We start from the raw sequence: 17,697 nt of genomic DNA on the forward strand, positions 1-17,697 counted from the left end.
CGTGTCGGCCAGCACATCCCGTACGCTCCCGCCGGAGATCGCCGAGTCCGAGTCTGTGATGGCGCTCATCGAGCGGGGAAAGGCTGATGGGCAGATCGCCGGCGATGACGTGCGTCGGGCCTTCGAGGCTGACCAGATTCCGCCAACCCAGTGGAAGAATGTTCTGCGCAGCCTCAATCAGATCCTCGAGGAAGAGGGTGTGACGCTGATGGTCAGTGCAGCGGAGTCGCCGAAGCGCGCCCGCAAGAGCGTCGCAGCGAAGAGCCCGGCCAAGCGCACCGCCACCAAGACCGTCACCGCCAGGACGACCGTGACGAAGACCGTCTCGGCCGCCACCGCGGCCCCGGCGGCCGAGAGCGCGGACCCGGCCGACGAGGCCGGAGCGCCGGCCAAGAAGACCGCGGCCAAGAAGACCGTCGCCAAGAAGACCGCGGCGAAGAAGACCGTCGCGAAGAAGACCGCGGCGAAGAAGACCACGGCCAAGAAGGGCGAGGACGAGGAGCTCATCGAGGGCGAGGAGCTCATCGAGGACGCCGCGCCCGGCAAGGACGAGGAAGAGGCCGAGGGCGAGAACAAGGGCTTCGTCCTCTCCGACGAGGACGAGGACGACGCCCCGGCGCAGCAGGTCGCCGTCGCCGGTGCCACCGCGGACCCGGTCAAGGACTACCTGAAGCAGATCGGTAAGGTCCCGCTGCTCAACGCCGAGCAGGAGGTCGAGCTCGCCAAGCGCATCGAGGCCGGTCTGTTCGCCGAGGACAAGCTGGCGAACTCCGACAAGCTGGCCCCCAAGCTCAAGCGCGAGCTGGAGATCATCGCCGAGGACGGGCGCCGCGCCAAGAACCACCTCCTGGAGGCCAACCTCCGTCTGGTGGTCTCGCTGGCCAAGCGCTACACCGGCCGCGGCATGCTCTTCCTGGACCTGATCCAGGAGGGCAACCTGGGTCTGATCCGCGCCGTCGAGAAGTTCGACTACACCAAGGGCTACAAGTTCTCCACGTACGCCACCTGGTGGATCCGTCAGGCGATCACCCGCGCCATGGCCGACCAGGCCCGCACCATCCGTATCCCGGTGCACATGGTCGAGGTCATCAACAAGCTCGCCCGTGTGCAGCGCCAGATGCTCCAGGACCTGGGCCGCGAGCCCACCCCGGAGGAGCTGGCCAAGGAGCTCGACATGACCCCGGAGAAGGTCATCGAGGTCCAGAAGTACGGCCGCGAGCCGATCTCGCTGCACACCCCGCTGGGCGAGGACGGCGACAGCGAGTTCGGTGACCTCATCGAGGACTCCGAGGCGGTCGTCCCGGCCGACGCGGTCAGCTTCACGCTTCTGCAGGAGCAGCTGCACTCCGTCCTCGACACGCTCTCCGAGCGTGAGGCCGGTGTCGTCTCCATGCGCTTCGGTCTCACCGACGGTCAGCCGAAGACCCTCGACGAGATCGGCAAGGTCTACGGCGTGACGCGTGAGCGCATCCGTCAGATCGAGTCGAAGACCATGTCGAAGCTGCGCCACCCCTCGCGCTCGCAGGTGCTGCGCGACTACCTCGACTGATACGCGACCCCCTCAGGGTCTCGTCGCGCCGAGGGCACGTACGACGCACGAAGGGCCCGGTTCCCCCGCTCGGGGAGCCGGGCCCTTCCGCGTGCGCGCGGGTGCACGGCGCGCACGCCTGGACGACGCTGGGTGAACCGACATCATCGGAGCGTCAGGAGGCCCCATGCGTCGTCCCCTTGCCCGAGCACTGACCGGTGCCCTGGGCCTGCTCGCGGGGGCCGCGGCCCCCCTCGCCGCCACGGCCCCCGCGTCCGCCGACAGCGTCGTGGTGGGCGGTCAGCCGGCCCGGATCGCCGAGGCCCCCTGGGTCGTCGCGCTGTCCAGCCGTGACCGGTTCGGGGGTACGCGAGCGGGCCAGTTCTGCGGAGGAGTGGTGGTGGCCCCCACCAAGGTGCTCACGGCGGCCCACTGCCTGGGCCGCGAGGTGCTGGGCGGGGAACCCTCGCAGCTCGCCGACTTCAAGGTGATCGCGGGGCGCACGTCCCTGCGCGGCCAGGGCGGCGCAGAGATCGGGATCAGTGACACCTGGGTCCACCCGCACTACGACCCGGCGGCCAACTCGGACGATCTGGCGGTGCTCACGCTTCAGAAGGCGCTGCCCACGGCGTACGTGATCGACGTGGCCGCCCCGGAGGACCCGGCGATGCACCCGGGCACCCCAGCCACCGTGTACGGCTGGGGGGACACGACCGGCAACGGCTCGTACGCGACGTCGCTGCGCTCGGCCCAGGTGCAGGTGCTGCCCGACGAGGCCTGCGAGCGGGCCTACCCCGGCGGCTCCGGTGTCTCGTACCGCGGCGACAGCATGCTCTGTGCCGGGGATCCGGCCGGGGGCCGGGACGCGTGCCAGGGCGACAGCGGAGGGCCGCTGGTCGCGAAGGGACGCCTGATCGGGCTCGTCTCCTGGGGGAGCGGCTGCGGTCAGGCGGAGAACCCCGGGGTCTACACCCGGGTGTCCGCGGTCCTGCCGACGCGCCTCTGACTTTCCGTCGTGGCGTCATGACGGTACGAGAACGGGCAGCCACCCCCCTTGGACTGCGGGAGTGGCCGCCCGTGGGCCGGTCTCAGCGACCGGCACGTCGCTCGTCGTGGATGCGAGGCGTCAGTGCTCGTCGCCCATGGTGCGCGCAGGCACGTCGGTGAGCCGGTCGGTCTCGTCCTGTATCTCTGCGGCGATCTTCTTGAGTTCCGGCTCGAACTTGCGCCCGTGGTGGGCACAGAAGAGCAAGTCACCGCCGCTGACAAGGACGACACGCAGGTAAGCCTGGGCGCCGCAGCGGTCGCAGCGGTCAGCGGCCGTCAGGGGGCTCGCGGGGGTCAGAACAGTAGTCACGTCGCCTCTTCTCTAGCTCGACGAGCTGTCGTACCAGGGTCAACATCCAACCAGGCCGAAAACGTTCCCGCTCGTGGCTTTTCCTCGAAACTTCTTCCAGGTGGCTGTCTGCTGCCGGTTGGCGGCGAATGAGCCGTATTGCTTCGCTCTACGGGTTTCGCATTGCTGTGTGTGGTTGCGTCCCTCCGGCGGGTTGCCGGTTGTTCATGAGGACGTGCCCGAACCCTAAATGGTTCATGCGCGGAAGGGAACGTGATGTTCGCGTCACCCCATCGAGGGATCGAACATCTATACGACCCTGGACTAGCATGAGGAATCAGGAGGGTGGCGTGACAACGGCTCTACCAGGCATCGGTACCCTCTGACCGGTGACCGACGCCGGGCCTTACCCCACCGGGCCAGATTTCAAATTCAGCGAGGAGCGAACCGCGTGACCGCCGAGAAGTCCGTGCCGTCCAGTGCGCTGCTGACCGCAGACCGTGACGGATCCAACTACACCGCGCGGCACCTGCTCGTCCTCGAGGGGCTCGAAGCCGTCCGCAAACGCCCCGGTATGTACATCGGGTCCACCGACAGCCGCGGCCTGATGCACTGCCTCTGGGAGATCATCGACAACTCCGTCGACGAGGCCCTCGGGGGCTACTGCGACCACATCGACGTCGTCCTCCACGACGACGGCTCGGTCGAGGTCCGGGACAACGGCCGCGGCATCCCCGTCGACGTCGAGCCGAAGACCGGCCTCTCCGGCGTCGAGGTCGTCATGACCAAGCTCCACGCCGGCGGCAAGTTCGGCGGCGGCTCGTACGCCGCCTCCGGCGGTCTGCACGGTGTGGGCGCCTCCGTGGTCAACGCGCTCTCGGCCCGTCTCGACGTCGAGGTCGACCGGAACGGCGCCACACACGCGGTCAGCTTCCGCCGCGGCGTCCCCGGCATCTTCACCGAGCAGGGCCCCGACAGCCCCTTCGACCCGGCCGGCGGCCTGCGGAAGGGCAAGCGCGTCCCCAAGACCCGCACCGGCACCCGCATCCGCTACTGGGCGGACCGCCAGATCTTCCTCAAGGACGCCAAGCTCTCCCTGGAGACGCTGCACCAGCGCGCCCGGCAGACCGCCTTCCTCGTCCCCGGCCTCACCCTCGTCGTCCGCGACGAGCGCGACCTGGAGGGGATCGGCAAGAGCGAGGAGACGTTCCGCTTCGACGGCGGCATCAGTGAGTTCTGCGAGTTCCTCGCCCAGGACAAGGCCGTCTGCGACGTGCTGCGCCTCACCGGCCAGGGCACCTTCAAGGAGACCGTCCCGGTCCTCGACGACCGTGGCCACATGACCCCGACCGAGGTCACCCGCGAGCTCGGCGTCGACGTCGCCCTGCGCTGGGGCACCGGCTACGACGCCACCGTCCGGTCCTTCGTCAACATCATCGCCACGCCCAAGGGCGGCACCCACGTCTCGGGCTTCGAGCAGGCGATCACCAAGACGGTCAACGAGGTGCTGCGCTCCAGCAAGCTGCTGCGCGTCGCCGAGGACGACATCGTCAAGGACGACGCCCTGGAGGGCCTGACCGCCGTCGTCACCGTGCGTCTCGCCGAGCCGCAGTTCGAGGGCCAGACCAAGGAGGTGCTCGGCACCTCGGCGGCCCGCCGGATCGTCGCCACCGTGGTGAGCAGGGAGCTCAAGGCGTTCCTGACCTCCACCAAGCGCGACGCCAAGGCCCAGGCCCGCGCCGTCCTGGAGAAGGCCGTCGCCGCCGCCCGTACCCGGATCGCGGCCCGCCAGCACAAGGAGGCGCAGCGCAGGAAGACCGCCCTGGAGTCCTCCTCGCTGCCCGCCAAGCTCGCCGACTGCCGCAGTGACGACGTCGAGCGCAGCGAGCTCTTCATCGTCGAGGGAGACTCCGCGCTCGGCACAGCCAAGCTCGCGCGCAACAGCGAGTTCCAGGCCCTGCTGCCGATCCGCGGCAAGATCCTCAACGTCCAGAAGTCCTCCGTCTCGGACATGCTCAAGAACGCCGAGTGCGGAGCGATCATCCAGGTCATAGGAGCGGGCTCGGGCCGCACCTTCGACATCGACGCCGCCCGGTACGGAAAGGTCATCATGATGACCGACGCCGACGTCGACGGCTCCCACATCCGCACCCTGCTGCTGACCCTGTTCCAGCGCTACATGCGCCCCATGGTCGAGCAGGGACGCGTCTTCGCCGCCGTGCCGCCGCTGCACCGCATCGAGCTGGTCCAGCCCAAGAAGGGCCAGGACAAGTACGTCTACACGTACTCGGACACAGAGCTGCGCCAGACCCTGCTCGAGTTCCAGCGCAAGGGGGTCCGCTACAAGGACTCCATCCAGCGCTACAAGGGCCTCGGTGAGATGGACGCCGACCAGCTGGCGGAGACCACCATGGACCCGCGGCACCGCACCCTGCGCCGGATCAACATCGGTGACCTGGAGGCGGCCGAGCAGGTCTTCGACCTCCTCATGGGCAACGACGTGGCACCCCGCAAGGAGTTCATCACCAGCTCCGCGGCGACCCTCGACCGCTCGCGCATCGACGCCTGACGGATACCGACCCGTCAGCCCCGACCGGCCCGCCCGATACGACTGTCGGACGGGCCGGTCAGGCATGTCAGGGGTGAAGTCACACAATGGGGTGAAGAGGGGCGGGAGAAGAGTCCGGGATCTTCCCGCTCTGTCCATCCTTGTACACGCGGCCGAAACGGTTCGCTGACAAGGAGAGTTCACGGGTGGACAATCAGGAAGGGCGCGACCCCGCAGCGGTGCGGATCGACGATCCCTGGTACGAGGAGCTGGCCGCCGGCTGGGGCGAGCACGACGGGGTCGGACCCGAGGGCGCCGGGGCGGTGCGCGGCGCCCTGCCCCGGCAGCAGAGCGCCCCGACGGCGGCCGACATCTACCTGGAGGTCCAGCGCAGCCCGGCCTTCCAGGAGGTGCGGGGCCGCTACCGCCGGTTCGCCTTCCCGGCCGCCGCCGCATTCCTCCTCTGGTACCTGGCGTACGTCGTCGCCGCGACCGCCGCCCCCGGCCTCATGGCCCGCCCCGTCGCCGGAGCGGTCAACGTCGCCATGGTCGCCGGGCTCGCCCAGTTCGCCACGACCTTCCTGCTGACCTGGGCCTATGCCCGGCACGCCCGGCTGCGCCGGGACCGCGCGGCCCTCGAACTGCGCTGGGACACCCAGGAGATGACCCGGGGAGCGCGGCCGTGAGCGGAGACCACCAGACCCTCGCGCTGCTGCTGTTCAGCGTCTTCATCGCGGTCACCCTGGGAATCACCACATGGGTCGGCCGCAACCGGCGGGGCTCGGCCGAGGAGTTCTACGCGGGCGGTCGGCTCTTCTCGCCGATGGAGAACGGCTTCGCCATCGCCGGCGACTACATGTCCGCCGCCTCCTTCCTCGGCATCTCCGGCCTCATCGCGCTGTTCGGCTACGACGGCATGCTCTACTCGGTCGGCTTCCTGGTCGCCTGGCTGGTCGTGCTCCTGCTCGTCGCCGAACTCGTGCGCAACTGCGGCCGGTTCACCCTCGCCGACGTCGTCGCCTCCCGCATGGCCGAGCGCCCGGTCCGGATCGCGGCGGGGACGTCCTCGGTCACCGTCTCCGTGCTGTACCTGGTGGCCCAGATGGTCGGCGCCGGAAGCCTCGTGGCCCTCCTGCTCGGCGGGACCAGCGACGCCGCCCGCTCCTGGACGGTGATCGGGGTCGGGGCGCTCATGGTCGTCTACGTGTCGCTCGGCGGCATGCGGGCCACCACCTGGATCCAGATCGTCAAGGCCGTGCTGCTCATGGCCGGCACGATCACCCTCACCGTGCTCGTCCTGCTGCGCTTCCACGGCGACTTCGACCAGCTCCTCACCACCGCCGCCGAACGCAGTGGTCACGGCCGGGACTTCCTCGCCCCCGGACTGCGCTACGGCGGTGACTGGTCCGCGCGCCTCGACTTCGTCAGCCTCGGGATCGCCCTCGTCCTCGGCACCGCCGGACTCCCGCACATCCTGTCCCGCTTCTACACCGTGCCCACGGCGCGCGCCGCCCGCCGTTCCGTCGTCTGGTCCATCGGTCTCATCGGCAGCTTCTACCTGATGACGATCGTGCTCGGCTTCGGCGCCGCGGCCCTGGTCGGGCCCGACACCGTCCGTGCCTCCAACGCCGCGGGCAACACCGCCGTACCGCTGCTGGCCCTGGACCTCGGGGGCGGTGCGGGTTCCACCGGCGGCACGGTGCTCTTCGCGGTCGTCGCCGCCGTCGCCTTCGCCACCATCCTGGCCGTCGTCGCCGGCATCACGCTCGCCTCCTCCGCGTCCGTCGCGCACGACCTCTACGCCTCGCTCCGCCGTCGGCAGGCCCGGCAGGTCAGCGAAGTGACCGTCGCCCGGTTCGCCGCGGCCGGGATCGGGGTCGCCGCCATCGGGCTGGGGCTGCTCGCCCGCGACCTCAACGTGGCCTTCCTCGTGGGCCTCGCCTTCGCCGTCGCCGCCTCCGCGAACCTCCCCGTCCTCCTCTACTCGCTGTTCTGGCGCAGGTTCACCACCCGTGGCGCCGTCTGGTCGGTGTACGGCGGGCTGATCCCGGCGATGCTGCTCGTGCTGGTCTCGCCGGTCGTCTCGGGCAGCCCCGAGTCGCTCTTCCCCGGGGTCGATTTCCAGGTCTTCCCGCTGCAGAACCCGGGTGTGGTCTCCATCCCGCTCGGCTTCCTCGCGGGCTGGATCGGCACCGTCACCTCGGCCGAGCCGCCGGACGAGGCCCGGCACGCCGAGACGGAGGTCCGGGCGCTCACCGGCGCCGGGGCGGTCTGAGGGCGCTCAGCGGGCCGCCGAGGCGGCCCAGACGTACCGGTGCTCCGGTCTGCCTGTCTCGCCGTACTTCAGGGAGAGCCGCACCCGTCCGGTCCGCTCCAGGAGCTTGAGATAGCGCTGGGCGGTCTGCCGGCTCACCCCGGCCCGCTCGGCGATCTCCTGCGCCGACAGCGGACCGTCCGCCGCGAGCAGCACCTGGCGTACCAGCTCGGCCGTCGTGGGGGAGTGGCCCTTCGGCAGCTCGGGCTCGACCGCGCCCGCCGAGAGCTGGGCGAAGATCCGGTCCACCTCGGCCTGTTCGGCCTCACCGCCACCGTCCAGGGTCTTCCGCAGCGCCGCGTAGGCCTCCAGCTTGGCGCGCAAGCCGGCGAAGCTGAACGGCTTCACCAGGTACTGCAGGGCTCCCTGGCGCATCGCCGCCTGGACGGTCGCCACGTCGCGGGCGGCGGTCACCATGATCACGTCGCACGGGCGGCCGAGGGCGCGCAGCTCGCGCACGACGGCGAGACCGTTGCCGTCCGGAAGGTAGTGGTCGAGCAGGATCAGGTCCACCGGGATGTCGGACGCGGCGAGTTCGGCGCTGCGGTCCAGTGCCTCGGCCGCCGAGTGCGCCACGCCGACCACCCGGAAGCCGGGCACCTTGGCCACGTAGGCGGCGTTGATCCGCGCCACGCGCCGGTCGTCGTCGACGACGAGGACGCCGATCCCCACCGCCTCCCCGCTCATCGTTCCTCTCCTGCGGGTGCGGGCACCGGCGGCACGTCGGCGCCGGGAACGGTGTCGGCCAGTGCCTCCGGCAGGACCACGGTGAACTCGGCGCCCCCGTCGGCGCTCGTGCCGACCCGGGCGCCGCCGCCCCGGCGCTCCGCGAGCCGGCGCACCAGAGGGAGGCCGAGCCCGCGCTTGCCGTGCACCGGCGGCTCCTTGGTGGTCCAGCCCTCGGCGAAGATCAGCTCGCGCCGCTCCTCGGGCACACCGGTGCCGCTGTCCCCGACCCGCAGCACGACCGTCCGCCCCTCGGCCCGCAGCTCCACCTCCACGCGTGCGTGGCGGTTGCCGGAGGCGGCGTCCAGGGCGTTGTCGACGAGATTGCCGACGACGGTGACCAGCTCGCGGGGGTCGACGAGCCGGTCCGGGAGGAGCGTGTCCGGGGCGATGTGCAACGAGACGCCCCGCTCGGCGGCGACGGCGGCCTTGCCGACGAGGAGCGCGGCGAGCAGCGGGTCGTGGACCTTCTCGGTGACCTGCTCGGCCGTGGCGCGGTGCACGCCGATCACCTCGGTGACGAAGTCGGCCGCCTCGTCGTACATCTCCAGTTCGAGCAGTCCGAGCATTGTGTGCATCCGGTTGGCGTGCTCGTGGTCCTGGGCGCGCAGCGCGTCGATCAGGCCCCGCGTCGAGTCCAGCTCGCGGCCGAGCCGCTCCAGCTCGGTCCGGTCGCGGAGGGTGGCGACGGCACCGCCGTCGTCCGTGGGCATCCGGTTGGCGACGAGCACCCGGCTGCCGCGCACGGTGACCAGGTCCTCGCCGGTGGCCCGGCCCGCGAGCACATCGGCCGTGCGGCCCGTGCCCAGGACCTCCTCCAACGGGCGCCCGGCGGCCTCGGGACCGAGACCGAGCAGCCGCTGCGCCTCGTCGTTCAGCAGGCGGATCCGGCCGGTCGGGTCGAGGGCCACGACGCCCTCGCGGATGCCGTGCAGCATCGCCTCGCGTTCGGCGAGCAGCGCCGAGATGTCGGAGAACGCCAGGTCGTGGGTCTGTCGCTGGAGCCGTCGGGAGATCAGATACGCGGCCAGCGCGCCCGCCGCCAGAGCCCCGCCCGCGTAGCGGAGGAGGCCGGGGATGGCGGCCACGAGCCGGTCGCGGACGCTGTCGTACTCGATGCCCACGGAGACAGCGCCGACGATCTCGCCCCGGGAGTCCCGCAGCGGCGCCTTGCCCCGGGCCGAGCGCCCGAGGGTGCCGCTGTCGATCTCCATGACCTCGTGGCCGGCGAGCACGCCGCTCGGGTCGGTGGACACCACCTCGCCGATCCGCGCGGGGTCGGTGTGCGACCAGCGGACCCCATGGGTGTCCATCACGACCACGTACTCGGCGCCGGTCGAGCGCCGGATGCGTTCCGCCTCCGCCTGCACGGGCCCCCGGGCGGACGGCCGGGTGGTCGCCACCTCGGCGGCGACCTGCGGGGAGGCCGTGGTCTGGGCGACGGCGAGGGCGCGGCGCATGGCCTGGTCGTCGAGCTGGGCACTGAGCGGGGCCAGGAACAGGCCGGTCGCGAGCACCGTCACCCCGGTCGCGATGGCCAGCTGCATCAGCAGGACCTGCGAGAACACCCGCCGCGGCCACCCGAACCGGCGCCGGCGGACGGGCGGCCGCGCGGAGGGGCTCGATGCGGGGCTCATGGCGGAAACGGTACGGGTGAGGGGACGCCGACCGGAAATGCCGCCTGCGCCCGGCCGTACTGGCGCCCCCGCCCGACCGGAAGTGCCGCCCCCGCTCTGCCGGGACCGCCGATGCCGGAGTACCGGCCGCCGCCTGCCTATCCTGGGGCCTTCGCGGTCGAGGGACCGACCGCGGGCACCCACGCACCCACCCACGGCCCGGAGGCTTGACCCTTGACCACCCAGCAGATCCCCGTCGTCGTCCTGGCCGGGTTTCTCGGGGCGGGGAAGACCACCCTGCTCAACCATCTGCTGCGCAGCGCGCGCGGAACGCGGATCGGGGTCATGGTCAACGACTTCGGGGACATCGGCATCGACGCCATGACCGTGGCAGGACAGGTCGGCTCCACCGTCTCCCTCGGCAACGGCTGTCTGTGCTGTGCGGTGGACGCGAGCGAGCTCGACGAGTACCTGGAGGTGCTGACCCGTCCCGAGGTCGGGCTGGACGTGATCGTGATCGAGGCCAGTGGTCTCGCGGAGCCGCAGGAACTCGTCCGGATGGTCCTGGCCAGCGACAACGAGCGGATCGTCTACGGCGGCCTGGTCGAGGTGGTGGACGCGGCCGAGTTCGCCGCCACCCGCGACCGTCACCCGGAGACCGACCGCCATCTCGCCGTCGCCGATCTCGTCGTGGTGAACAAGGCCGACCGCGTGACGCCGGACGCGCTCCGCACGGTGCGGGAGACGGTCACCGGGCTGGCCCCGCGGGCAGCGGTGGTCGAGGCCGCGCACGGGCGGATCGACCCGGAGCTGCTCTTCGACCGGGTCGTGCCCGAGGACGAGATCGCCGGTCAGATGTCGATCGAGGACATCCTCTACGGCTCCGGGGACGACGAGCACGCCCACCCGCACGCCGCCTACGAGACGGTCTCGCTCGCGTCCGCGACCCCGGTGCATCCGCGTCGGCTGATGGCCTTCCTGGACTCCCGCCCCGAGGGCCTCTACCGGATCAAGGGGTTCGTGGACTTCGGCGCCGCCGACCCGGCCAACCGCTACACCGTCCACGCGGTCGGCCGCTTCCTGCGCTTCTACCCCGAGCCCTGGCCCGCCGGCGAGGAGCGCCTGACGCAGCTCGTCCTCATCGGCGCCGGCGTCGACGCGGCGGCGCTCCGCAAGGGGCTCGCCGGCTGCGAGCTCGAAGGCCCGCAGGACGTGCCGGACGAGCACAGCATGTGGGGCGTCCTGCGGTACGTGCGGCAGGCCGACGACGAGCCGGGCGAGGCGTCGGCCGGGTAGGCGGCGCAGGCGCCGTACCTGCCCCGGGAAGGGCCCGGGGGCCGCCCTCAGCCGGCGGCCCATGCCGGGTCCGTGGCGCCCACGGCCGCGAAGTAGGCGTCGAGGCCGTGCGTGGTCTCGCCGGCCCAGCCCACGTAGCCGTCCGGCCGGATCAGGAACAGCCCCCTGCCGTACGCCTCGTACGCGGCGAGCCGGGCCGCCCGCACCCTCCCCGGTGCCGATGCCGGGAGCGGGACGCCGACCGCGACCAGGGTGAAGTGCGGTCCGCGGAAGAGGTCGAACAGACGGCCTTCGCCGCACGGTCCGTCCGGGGCACGGTCGCCCGCGCGCAGGGCGTCCTCGGGGAGTCCGGCGCGGGTCTCCACGGCGAGGGCCGAGTCCCGGTAGCCCAGCACGAGCTGCTGGACCTCCTCGCCGCGCTGGGCGCCCTTGCCGTCCGAGTTCGCCCGGTGGATGCGGGTGCTGAGGCCGAGGACATCGGCGGCGACGGGCATCCGCTCGGCCTCGTAGGAGTCGAGCAGGGTGGCCGGGGCGCTGTGCCGCAGCACTTGGCCGAGCTTCCAGCCCAGGTTGTAGGCGTCCTGCACGCTCGTGTTGAGACCCTGCCCGCCGGCCGGGGAGTGCACATGGGCCGCGTCGCCCGCGAGGAAGACCCGCCCGGCGCGGAAGCGGTCCGCCATCGCGGCCCGCGCCCGGAAGTCCGAGGCCCACGACACCTCGACGACGTCGGCCTCGGCGAGCGGGGTGCGGGCGGCGAGCAGCGCGCGCACCGCTTCGGGCGAGGTGTCCACGGCCGCCTGCTCGTCCTCGGAAGCGGCGATGAGCTGGAAGCGGTCGCCTCCGGGCAGGGGGCACAGCGCCACGGCGCCGCCCGGCGCCTTGGGCCAGAGGTGCCAGTTGCCGCGGTCGACGATCGTGTCGGGGGAGAGCCGGACGTCCGCGACGAGCATCGGCCGGGGGTCGACGGTCTCGCCCGTCATGCCGATGCCGAGCGTCCTGCGGATCGTGGAGCGCCCGCCGTCGGCCGCCACCAGATAGGCGGCCCGCAGGGTCTCGCCGGTGGAGAGGTCCGCCTCCACGCCGTCCTCGCACTGGCGGAGCCCGGTGAGGGCGGTGCCGAACCGGATGCCGCCGCCGAGCTCGGTCAGCCGCTCGTACAGCAGCTCCTGGGTGCGGGACTGCGGGATGAGCAGGGTGTTCGCGTACGGGACCTGTTCGGTCGGCTCCGCGCGCTTGATCATGTCCCACTCGGTGAGGCGCTCGGCGCCCTCCCAGCCCAGCATTCGCGGGTAGAGCGCGCTCGCCGCCAGGATCGCGGGCAGCACGCCGAGGTCGTCGAGGACCTCCAGGCTGCGCGGCTGGAGCCCTTTGCCGCGCGAGCCGGGAAAGAGTGCCTCCCCTTTCTCGACGAGCACCGCGCGCACCCCGCGGCGGGCGAGATCGATGGCGAGCACCAGTCCGGTGGGTCCCGCTCCGACGATGACGACGTCCGTGTCCATGACCGCTCCTCCGAGCCCTTAACGCCGTTAAGTTCCGACACGGAGAGCATCCCCTTAACGTCGTTAAGCTGTCAAGGGGATAACGTGGCGGGGTGGCGACCAAGAAGACGACCCGGCTGCAACCCGAGACAGTGGCGGAGACCGCCCTGCGCCTGCTGAACGAGCGGGGGCTCGACGGACTGACCCTGCGTGCCATCGCCCAGGAGCTTGACGTCCAGGCGCCCGCGCTCTACTGGCACTTCAAGAACAAGCAGGCGCTGCTCGACGAGATGGCGACCGTGATGTACCGGCAGATGGTCGCCGACCCCGCGGCCCGGCCGCCCGGCGACGGGAGCTGGCAGGAGCGGATCCTCGCCTCCAACCGCGGCCTGCGCGCAGGGCTGCTGCGCTACCGCGACGGCGCCAAGGTCTACAGCGGCGCCCGGTTCACCGGCACCGACCACGCCGCCGACATGGAGGAGCAGCTCGGCGCGCTCGTCGACGCCGGCTTCTCGCTGCGTGACGCGGTCCGGGCGAGCACCACCGCCTACATGTACACGCTCGGCTTCGTCACGGAGGAACAGGGCACCGAGCCGCTGCCCGGGCAGCCCCGGGAGGGCTTCGACGTCGGCGAGCGAGCGGAACGCCTCGCCGCGTTTCCGCTCGCGGCGGCCGCCGGGGCGGAGATCTTCGCGGACTGCGACGGCCGCTTCGAGGAGGGGCTCCGCCTGATCGTCGCCGGCATCGAGGCGACCTACGCCCCCCGCGCCTGACCGGCCTACGCGCCCCGCGCCTGACACGACGACGCCCCCCGCCCCGCGCCGTCGCGCGGGACAGGGGGCGTACGGGACGCGACCCCGGGCCGGCTAGCTCGCCGGGCCGGCCAGCACGTCCACCGGGTTCCCCAGCGGCGTGCCCGATCCGTCACGGCGCGGGTCCAGCTCGGGAAGCTCGGCCGGAGTGCCGTTCTTCTGCGCGGCACGGGCCGGGGAGGCACCCGCCCAGGCAAGGATCAGGACGTCCTCGCCCTTCAGGAAGCGCTGGCAGCGCACACCGCCGGTCGCCCGGCCCTTGCGCGGGTACTGGTCGAACGGCGTCAGCTTGGCGGACGTGCCGGCCGAGGCGTCCAGCGTGCCGGTCGCGCCGGCGACCGTGAACACCACGGCCTCCGCCGCCGGATCCACCGCGGTGAACGAGATGACCTCGGCGCCGGCGGTCAGCTTGATGCCCGCCATGCCGCCGGCCGGCCGGCCCTGCGGCCGCACCTGGGAGGCCTGGAACCGCAGCAGTTGGGCGTCGGAGGTGATGAAGACCAGGTCCTCCTCACCCGTCCGCAGCTCGGTCGCGCCGACGATCCGGTCACCGTCCCTGAGGGTGATGACCTCCAGCTCGTCCTTGTTCGCCGGGTAGTCCGGCACCACGCGCTTGACGACGCCCTGCAGGGTGCCGAGCGCCAGACCCGGCGAGGCCTCGTCGAGGGTGGTCAGGCACACCACGGTCTCGCCCGCCTCCAGGGAGACGAACTCCGAGAGCTGCGCGCCGCCCGCCAGGTTGGGGGCGTTCGCGGTGTCGGGGAGCTGCGGCAGGTCGATCACCGCGAGACGCAGCAGACGGCCGGCCGACGTGACCACACCGACGTCACCGCGCTGGGTCGCCGCGACCGCCGAGACGATCACGTCGTGCCGGGTCCGCTTGCCCTCCTCGGCCGCCGGGAGCTCCGCGGTCGCCGTCCGGGCCAGCAGACCCGTCGAGGACAGCAGCACCTGGCACGGGTCGTCCGCGACCTCCAGGGACACGGACGCGACCGGCGAGCCCGCCGACTCCAGCAGGACCGTGCGCCGGTCGGTGGCGAACTTCTTCGCCACCGCCGCCAGCTCCGCCGAGACCAGCTTGCGCAGCTCCGAGTCGGACTCCAGGATCCCGGTCAGCTCGTCGATCTCGCCGTTGAGGCGGTCGCGCTCGGTCTCCAGCTCCAGCCGGTCGAACTTGGTCAGCCGGCGCAGCGGGGTGTCCAGGATGTACTGCGTCTGGATCTCGCTCAGCGAGAAGCGCTCGATCAGGCGCGCCTTGGCCTCCGCGGAGTTCTCGCTCTCCCGGATCAGCCGGATGACCTCGTCGATGTCGAGGAGCGCGACGAGCAGGCCCTCGACCAGGTGGAGCCGGTCGCGCTTCTTGGCGCGGCGGTACTCGGAGCGCCGCCGGACGACGTCGAAGCGGTGGTCGAGGTAGACCTCCAGGAGCTCCTTGAGGCCCAGCGTGAGCGGCTGGCCGTCGACCAGCGCCACGTTGTTGATGCCGAAGGACTCCTCCATGGGCGTCAGCTTGTACAGCTGCTCCAGGACGGCCTCCGGCACGAAGCCGTTCTTCACCTCGATGACCAGGCGCAGGCCGTGGCTGCGGTCGGTGAGGTCCTTGACGTCGGCGATGCCCTGGAGCTTCTTCGACCCGACCAGGTCCTTGATCTTGGAGATGACCTTCTCGGGTCCGACGGTGAAGGGCAGTTCGGTGACGACGATGCCCTTGCGGCGGGCCGTGACGCTCTCCACGGTGGCCGTCGCGCGGATCTTGAACGTGCCGCGGCCGGACTCGTACGCGTCCTTGATGCCGGACAGGCCGACGATCCGGCCGCCGGTGGGCAGGTCCGGCCCCGGCACGAAGCGCATCAGCGCCTCCAGGTCCGCGTTCGGGTGGCGGATGAGGTGCCGGGCCGCCGCGATGACCTCGCCCAGGTTGTGCGGGGGCATGTTCGTCGCCATGCCGACCGCGATCCCGGAGGCGCCGTTGACCAGCAGGTTCGGGTACGCCGCCGGGAGCGCGACGGGCTCCTGCTCCTGGCCGTCGTAGTTCGGTGTGAAGTCGACGGTGTCCTCGTCGATGGAGTCCGTCATGAGCAGGGCGGCCGGGGCCATCCTCGACTCCGTGTACCGCATGGCGGCCGGCGGGTCGTCGTTGCCCAGGGAGCCGAAGTTGCCGTGGCCGTCGACGAGCGGCAGGCGCATGGAGAAGGGCTGTGCCATGCGGACCATCGCGTCGTAGATCGACGCGTCGCCGTGCGGGTGCAGCTTGCCCATGACCTCGCCCACGACGCGGGCGCACTTCACGAATCCGCGATCGGGCCGCAGACCCATCTCGCTCATCTGGTAGACGATGCGGCGCTGCACGGGCTTCATGCCGTCGCGGGCGTCGGGCAGGGCGCGCGAGTAGATCACCGAGTACGCGTACTCGAGGAAGGAGCCCTGCATCTCGTCAACGACGTCGATGTCGAGGATTCGCTCCTCGAACGCGTCGTCCGGCGGCGGTGTCTTCGTGCTGCGGCGGGCCATCGCGGCTGCGGCTCCTTCACCAACAAGGTTGATCTGACGCGGACCATTGTGGACCGTGCCACCGACAACGCCGACCGCGACCCGGAAGAGGGACATCACGAACGGGCGGGAACTTCGCCAGGTGTCGGCGCGCTTGCATACAGTGGCAGGACTTTTCCACATCGCGATCGAAGGGACGTACATGCCCATGGGTCACACGGCCACGGCCGAGGCCGGCTCCGGCGGCCTGACAGCGACCGAGCACCGGCTGGCCAACGGCCTGCGCGTGGTGCTGTCCGAGGACCACCTCACCCCGGTCGCCGCGGTCTGCCTCTGGTACGACGTCGGTTCGCGGCACGAGGTCCAGGGCCGCACCGGGCTCGCCCACCTCTTCGAGCACCTGATGTTCCAGGGCTCGAAGCAGGTGCACGGCAACGGGCACTTCGAGCTGGTGCAGGGCGCCGGCGGCTCGCTCAACGGCACGACGAGCTTCGAGCGCACCAACTACTTCGAGACCATGCCCACGCACCAGCTGGAGCTGGCGCTCTGGCTGGAGGCCGACCGCATGGGCTCGCTGCTCGCGGCCCTTGACGACGAGTCCATGGAGAACCAGCGGGACGTCGTCAAGAACGAGCGCCGCCAGCGCTACGACAACGTGCCGTACGGCACCGCGTTCGAGCGCCTCACCGCGCTCGCGTACCCCGAAGGCCACCCGTACCACCACACCCCGATCGGTTCGATGGCCGACCTGGACGCCGCCACCCTGGAGGACGCGCGGAACTTCTTCCGCACGTACTACGCGCCGAACAACGCGGTGCTGTCGGTCGTCGGCGACATCGACCCGGAGCAGACGCTGGCCTGGGTCGAGAAGTACTTCGGCTCCATCCCCGGCCACGACGGCAAGCCCGCGCCGCGCCCCGGCGACCTCCCCGAGGTCATCGGCGAGCAGCTGCGCGAGGTGATCGAGGAGGAGGTCCCGGCCCGTGCGCTGATGGCCGCCTACCGTCTGCCGCACGACGGCACGCGCGCGTGCGACGCGGCCGACCTGGCCCTGACCATCCTCGGCGGCGGCGAGTCCTCCCGCCTGCACAACCGCCTGGTCCGCCGCGACCGCACCGCCGTGGCCGCCGGCTTCGGCCTGCTGCGGCTCGCCGGCGCCCCCTCGCTCGGCTGGCTGGACGTCAAGACCTCCGGCGGCGTCGAGGTGCCGCAGATCGAGACCGCCGTCGACGAGGAGCTGGCCCGGTTCGCCGCCGAGGGCCCGACGCCCGAGGAGATGGAGCGTGCCCAGGCCCAGCTGGAGCGCGAATGGCTGGACCGGCTCGGCACGGTCGCCGGCCGCGCCGACGAACTGTGCCGCTACGCGGTGCTGTTCGGTGACCCGCAGCTCGCCCTGACCGCCGTGAACCGGGTCCTGGAGGTCACCGCCGAGGAGGTGCAGGAGGTCGCCAAGGCCCGGCTGCGCCCCGACAACCGCGCCGTCCTGGTCTACGAGCCGGTGGGCACCGAGAACGCCGACGACAGCGACGAGGAAGAGGGAGCGGACCAGTGAC

At 71.5% G+C, this 17,697-nt stretch carries 13 protein-coding genes; 8 read left to right on the top strand and 5 right to left on the bottom strand.

The genetic code is table 11. The features are described 5' to 3' along the window. The first annotated feature begins 1 nt into the window (after window position 1). The gene (locus ACGF1Z_RS26285; RefSeq protein WP_393008029.1) at window positions 2–1,549 is read left to right on the top strand and encodes an RNA polymerase sigma factor; all 1,548 of its coding nucleotides are present in this window, start codon (window positions 2–4) and stop codon (window positions 1,547–1,549) included. A 166-nt stretch (window positions 1,550–1,715) separates the two neighbouring features. Then, on the top strand, window positions 1,716–2,534 hold the full coding sequence (locus ACGF1Z_RS26290; RefSeq protein WP_393008031.1) for a serine protease: 819 nt from the start codon (window positions 1,716–1,718) through the stop codon (window positions 2,532–2,534). Window positions 2,535–2,654: 120 nt separating this feature from the next. On the opposite strand, the gene ACGF1Z_RS26295 is transcribed toward ACGF1Z_RS26290, so the two are convergent. Beyond that, window positions 2,655–2,885, bottom strand: a complete 231-nt coding sequence (locus ACGF1Z_RS26295) for a hypothetical protein (RefSeq protein ID WP_365340701.1) — start codon at window positions 2,883–2,885, stop codon at window positions 2,655–2,657. 430 nt (window positions 2,886–3,315) lie between these two features. Between ACGF1Z_RS26295 and ACGF1Z_RS26300 the strand changes: the two genes are divergently transcribed. From ACGF1Z_RS26300 to ACGF1Z_RS26310, 3 genes are all read left to right on the top strand, one after another. Further along, a complete protein-coding gene (locus ACGF1Z_RS26300; RefSeq protein WP_393008033.1) occupies window positions 3,316–5,433 on the top strand; it encodes a type IIA DNA topoisomerase subunit B in 2,118 nt (705 codons plus the stop codon). A 185-nt stretch (window positions 5,434–5,618) separates the two neighbouring features. Further along, on the top strand, window positions 5,619–6,098 hold the full coding sequence (locus ACGF1Z_RS26305; RefSeq protein ID WP_393008035.1) for a DUF485 domain-containing protein: 480 nt from the start codon (window positions 5,619–5,621) through the stop codon (window positions 6,096–6,098). Then, window positions 6,095–7,687, top strand: a complete 1,593-nt coding sequence (locus ACGF1Z_RS26310) for a cation acetate symporter (RefSeq protein WP_393008037.1) — start codon at window positions 6,095–6,097, stop codon at window positions 7,685–7,687. The genes ACGF1Z_RS26305 and ACGF1Z_RS26310 overlap by 4 nt, the downstream gene beginning before the upstream one ends. Window positions 7,688–7,693: 6 nt before the next feature. Here the strand turns inward: ACGF1Z_RS26310 and ACGF1Z_RS26315 are convergent, their stop codons facing one another. Then, on the bottom strand, window positions 7,694–8,413 hold the full coding sequence (locus ACGF1Z_RS26315) for a response regulator (RefSeq protein WP_393008039.1): 720 nt from the start codon (window positions 8,411–8,413) through the stop codon (window positions 7,694–7,696). Then, the gene (locus ACGF1Z_RS26320; RefSeq protein WP_393008041.1) at window positions 8,410–10,089 is read right to left on the bottom strand and encodes an ATP-binding protein; all 1,680 of its coding nucleotides are present in this window, start codon (window positions 10,087–10,089) and stop codon (window positions 8,410–8,412) included. The genes ACGF1Z_RS26315 and ACGF1Z_RS26320 overlap by 4 nt, the downstream gene beginning before the upstream one ends. Window positions 10,090–10,302: 213 nt before the next feature. Between ACGF1Z_RS26320 and ACGF1Z_RS26325 the strand changes: the two genes are divergently transcribed. Continuing rightward, window positions 10,303–11,364, top strand: a complete 1,062-nt coding sequence (locus ACGF1Z_RS26325; RefSeq protein WP_393008043.1) for a CobW family GTP-binding protein — start codon at window positions 10,303–10,305, stop codon at window positions 11,362–11,364. 47 nt (window positions 11,365–11,411) lie between these two features. On the opposite strand, the gene ACGF1Z_RS26330 is transcribed toward ACGF1Z_RS26325, so the two are convergent. Further along, on the bottom strand, window positions 11,412–12,863 hold the full coding sequence (locus tag ACGF1Z_RS26330) for an FAD-dependent monooxygenase (RefSeq protein ID WP_393008045.1): 1,452 nt from the start codon (window positions 12,861–12,863) through the stop codon (window positions 11,412–11,414). 92 nt (window positions 12,864–12,955) lie between these two features. Here ACGF1Z_RS26330 and ACGF1Z_RS26335 point away from each other — a divergent pair, with 92 nt between their 5' ends. Further along, window positions 12,956–13,615: a TetR/AcrR family transcriptional regulator C-terminal domain-containing protein gene (locus tag ACGF1Z_RS26335; RefSeq protein ID WP_393008047.1), complete on the top strand. Its 660-nt coding sequence runs from the start codon at window positions 12,956–12,958 to the stop codon at window positions 13,613–13,615. 93 nt (window positions 13,616–13,708) lie between these two features. On the opposite strand, the gene ACGF1Z_RS26340 is transcribed toward ACGF1Z_RS26335, so the two are convergent. Further along, entirely contained in the window at window positions 13,709–16,165 is a 2,457-nt protein-coding gene (locus ACGF1Z_RS26340; protein ID WP_393008049.1) for a DNA topoisomerase (ATP-hydrolyzing) subunit A, read from the bottom strand. Between the two features lie 181 nt (window positions 16,166–16,346). Here ACGF1Z_RS26340 and ACGF1Z_RS26345 point away from each other — a divergent pair, with 181 nt between their 5' ends. Beyond that, window positions 16,347–17,696, top strand: a complete 1,350-nt coding sequence (locus ACGF1Z_RS26345) for a M16 family metallopeptidase (protein WP_376628647.1) — start codon at window positions 16,347–16,349, stop codon at window positions 17,694–17,696. The last annotated feature ends 1 nt before the right edge of the window (window position 17,697 follow it).

This window comes from Streptomyces sp. NPDC048018 (genome assembly GCF_043202995.1).
Taxonomy (GTDB): Bacteria; Actinomycetota; Actinomycetes; order Streptomycetales; family Streptomycetaceae; genus Streptomyces.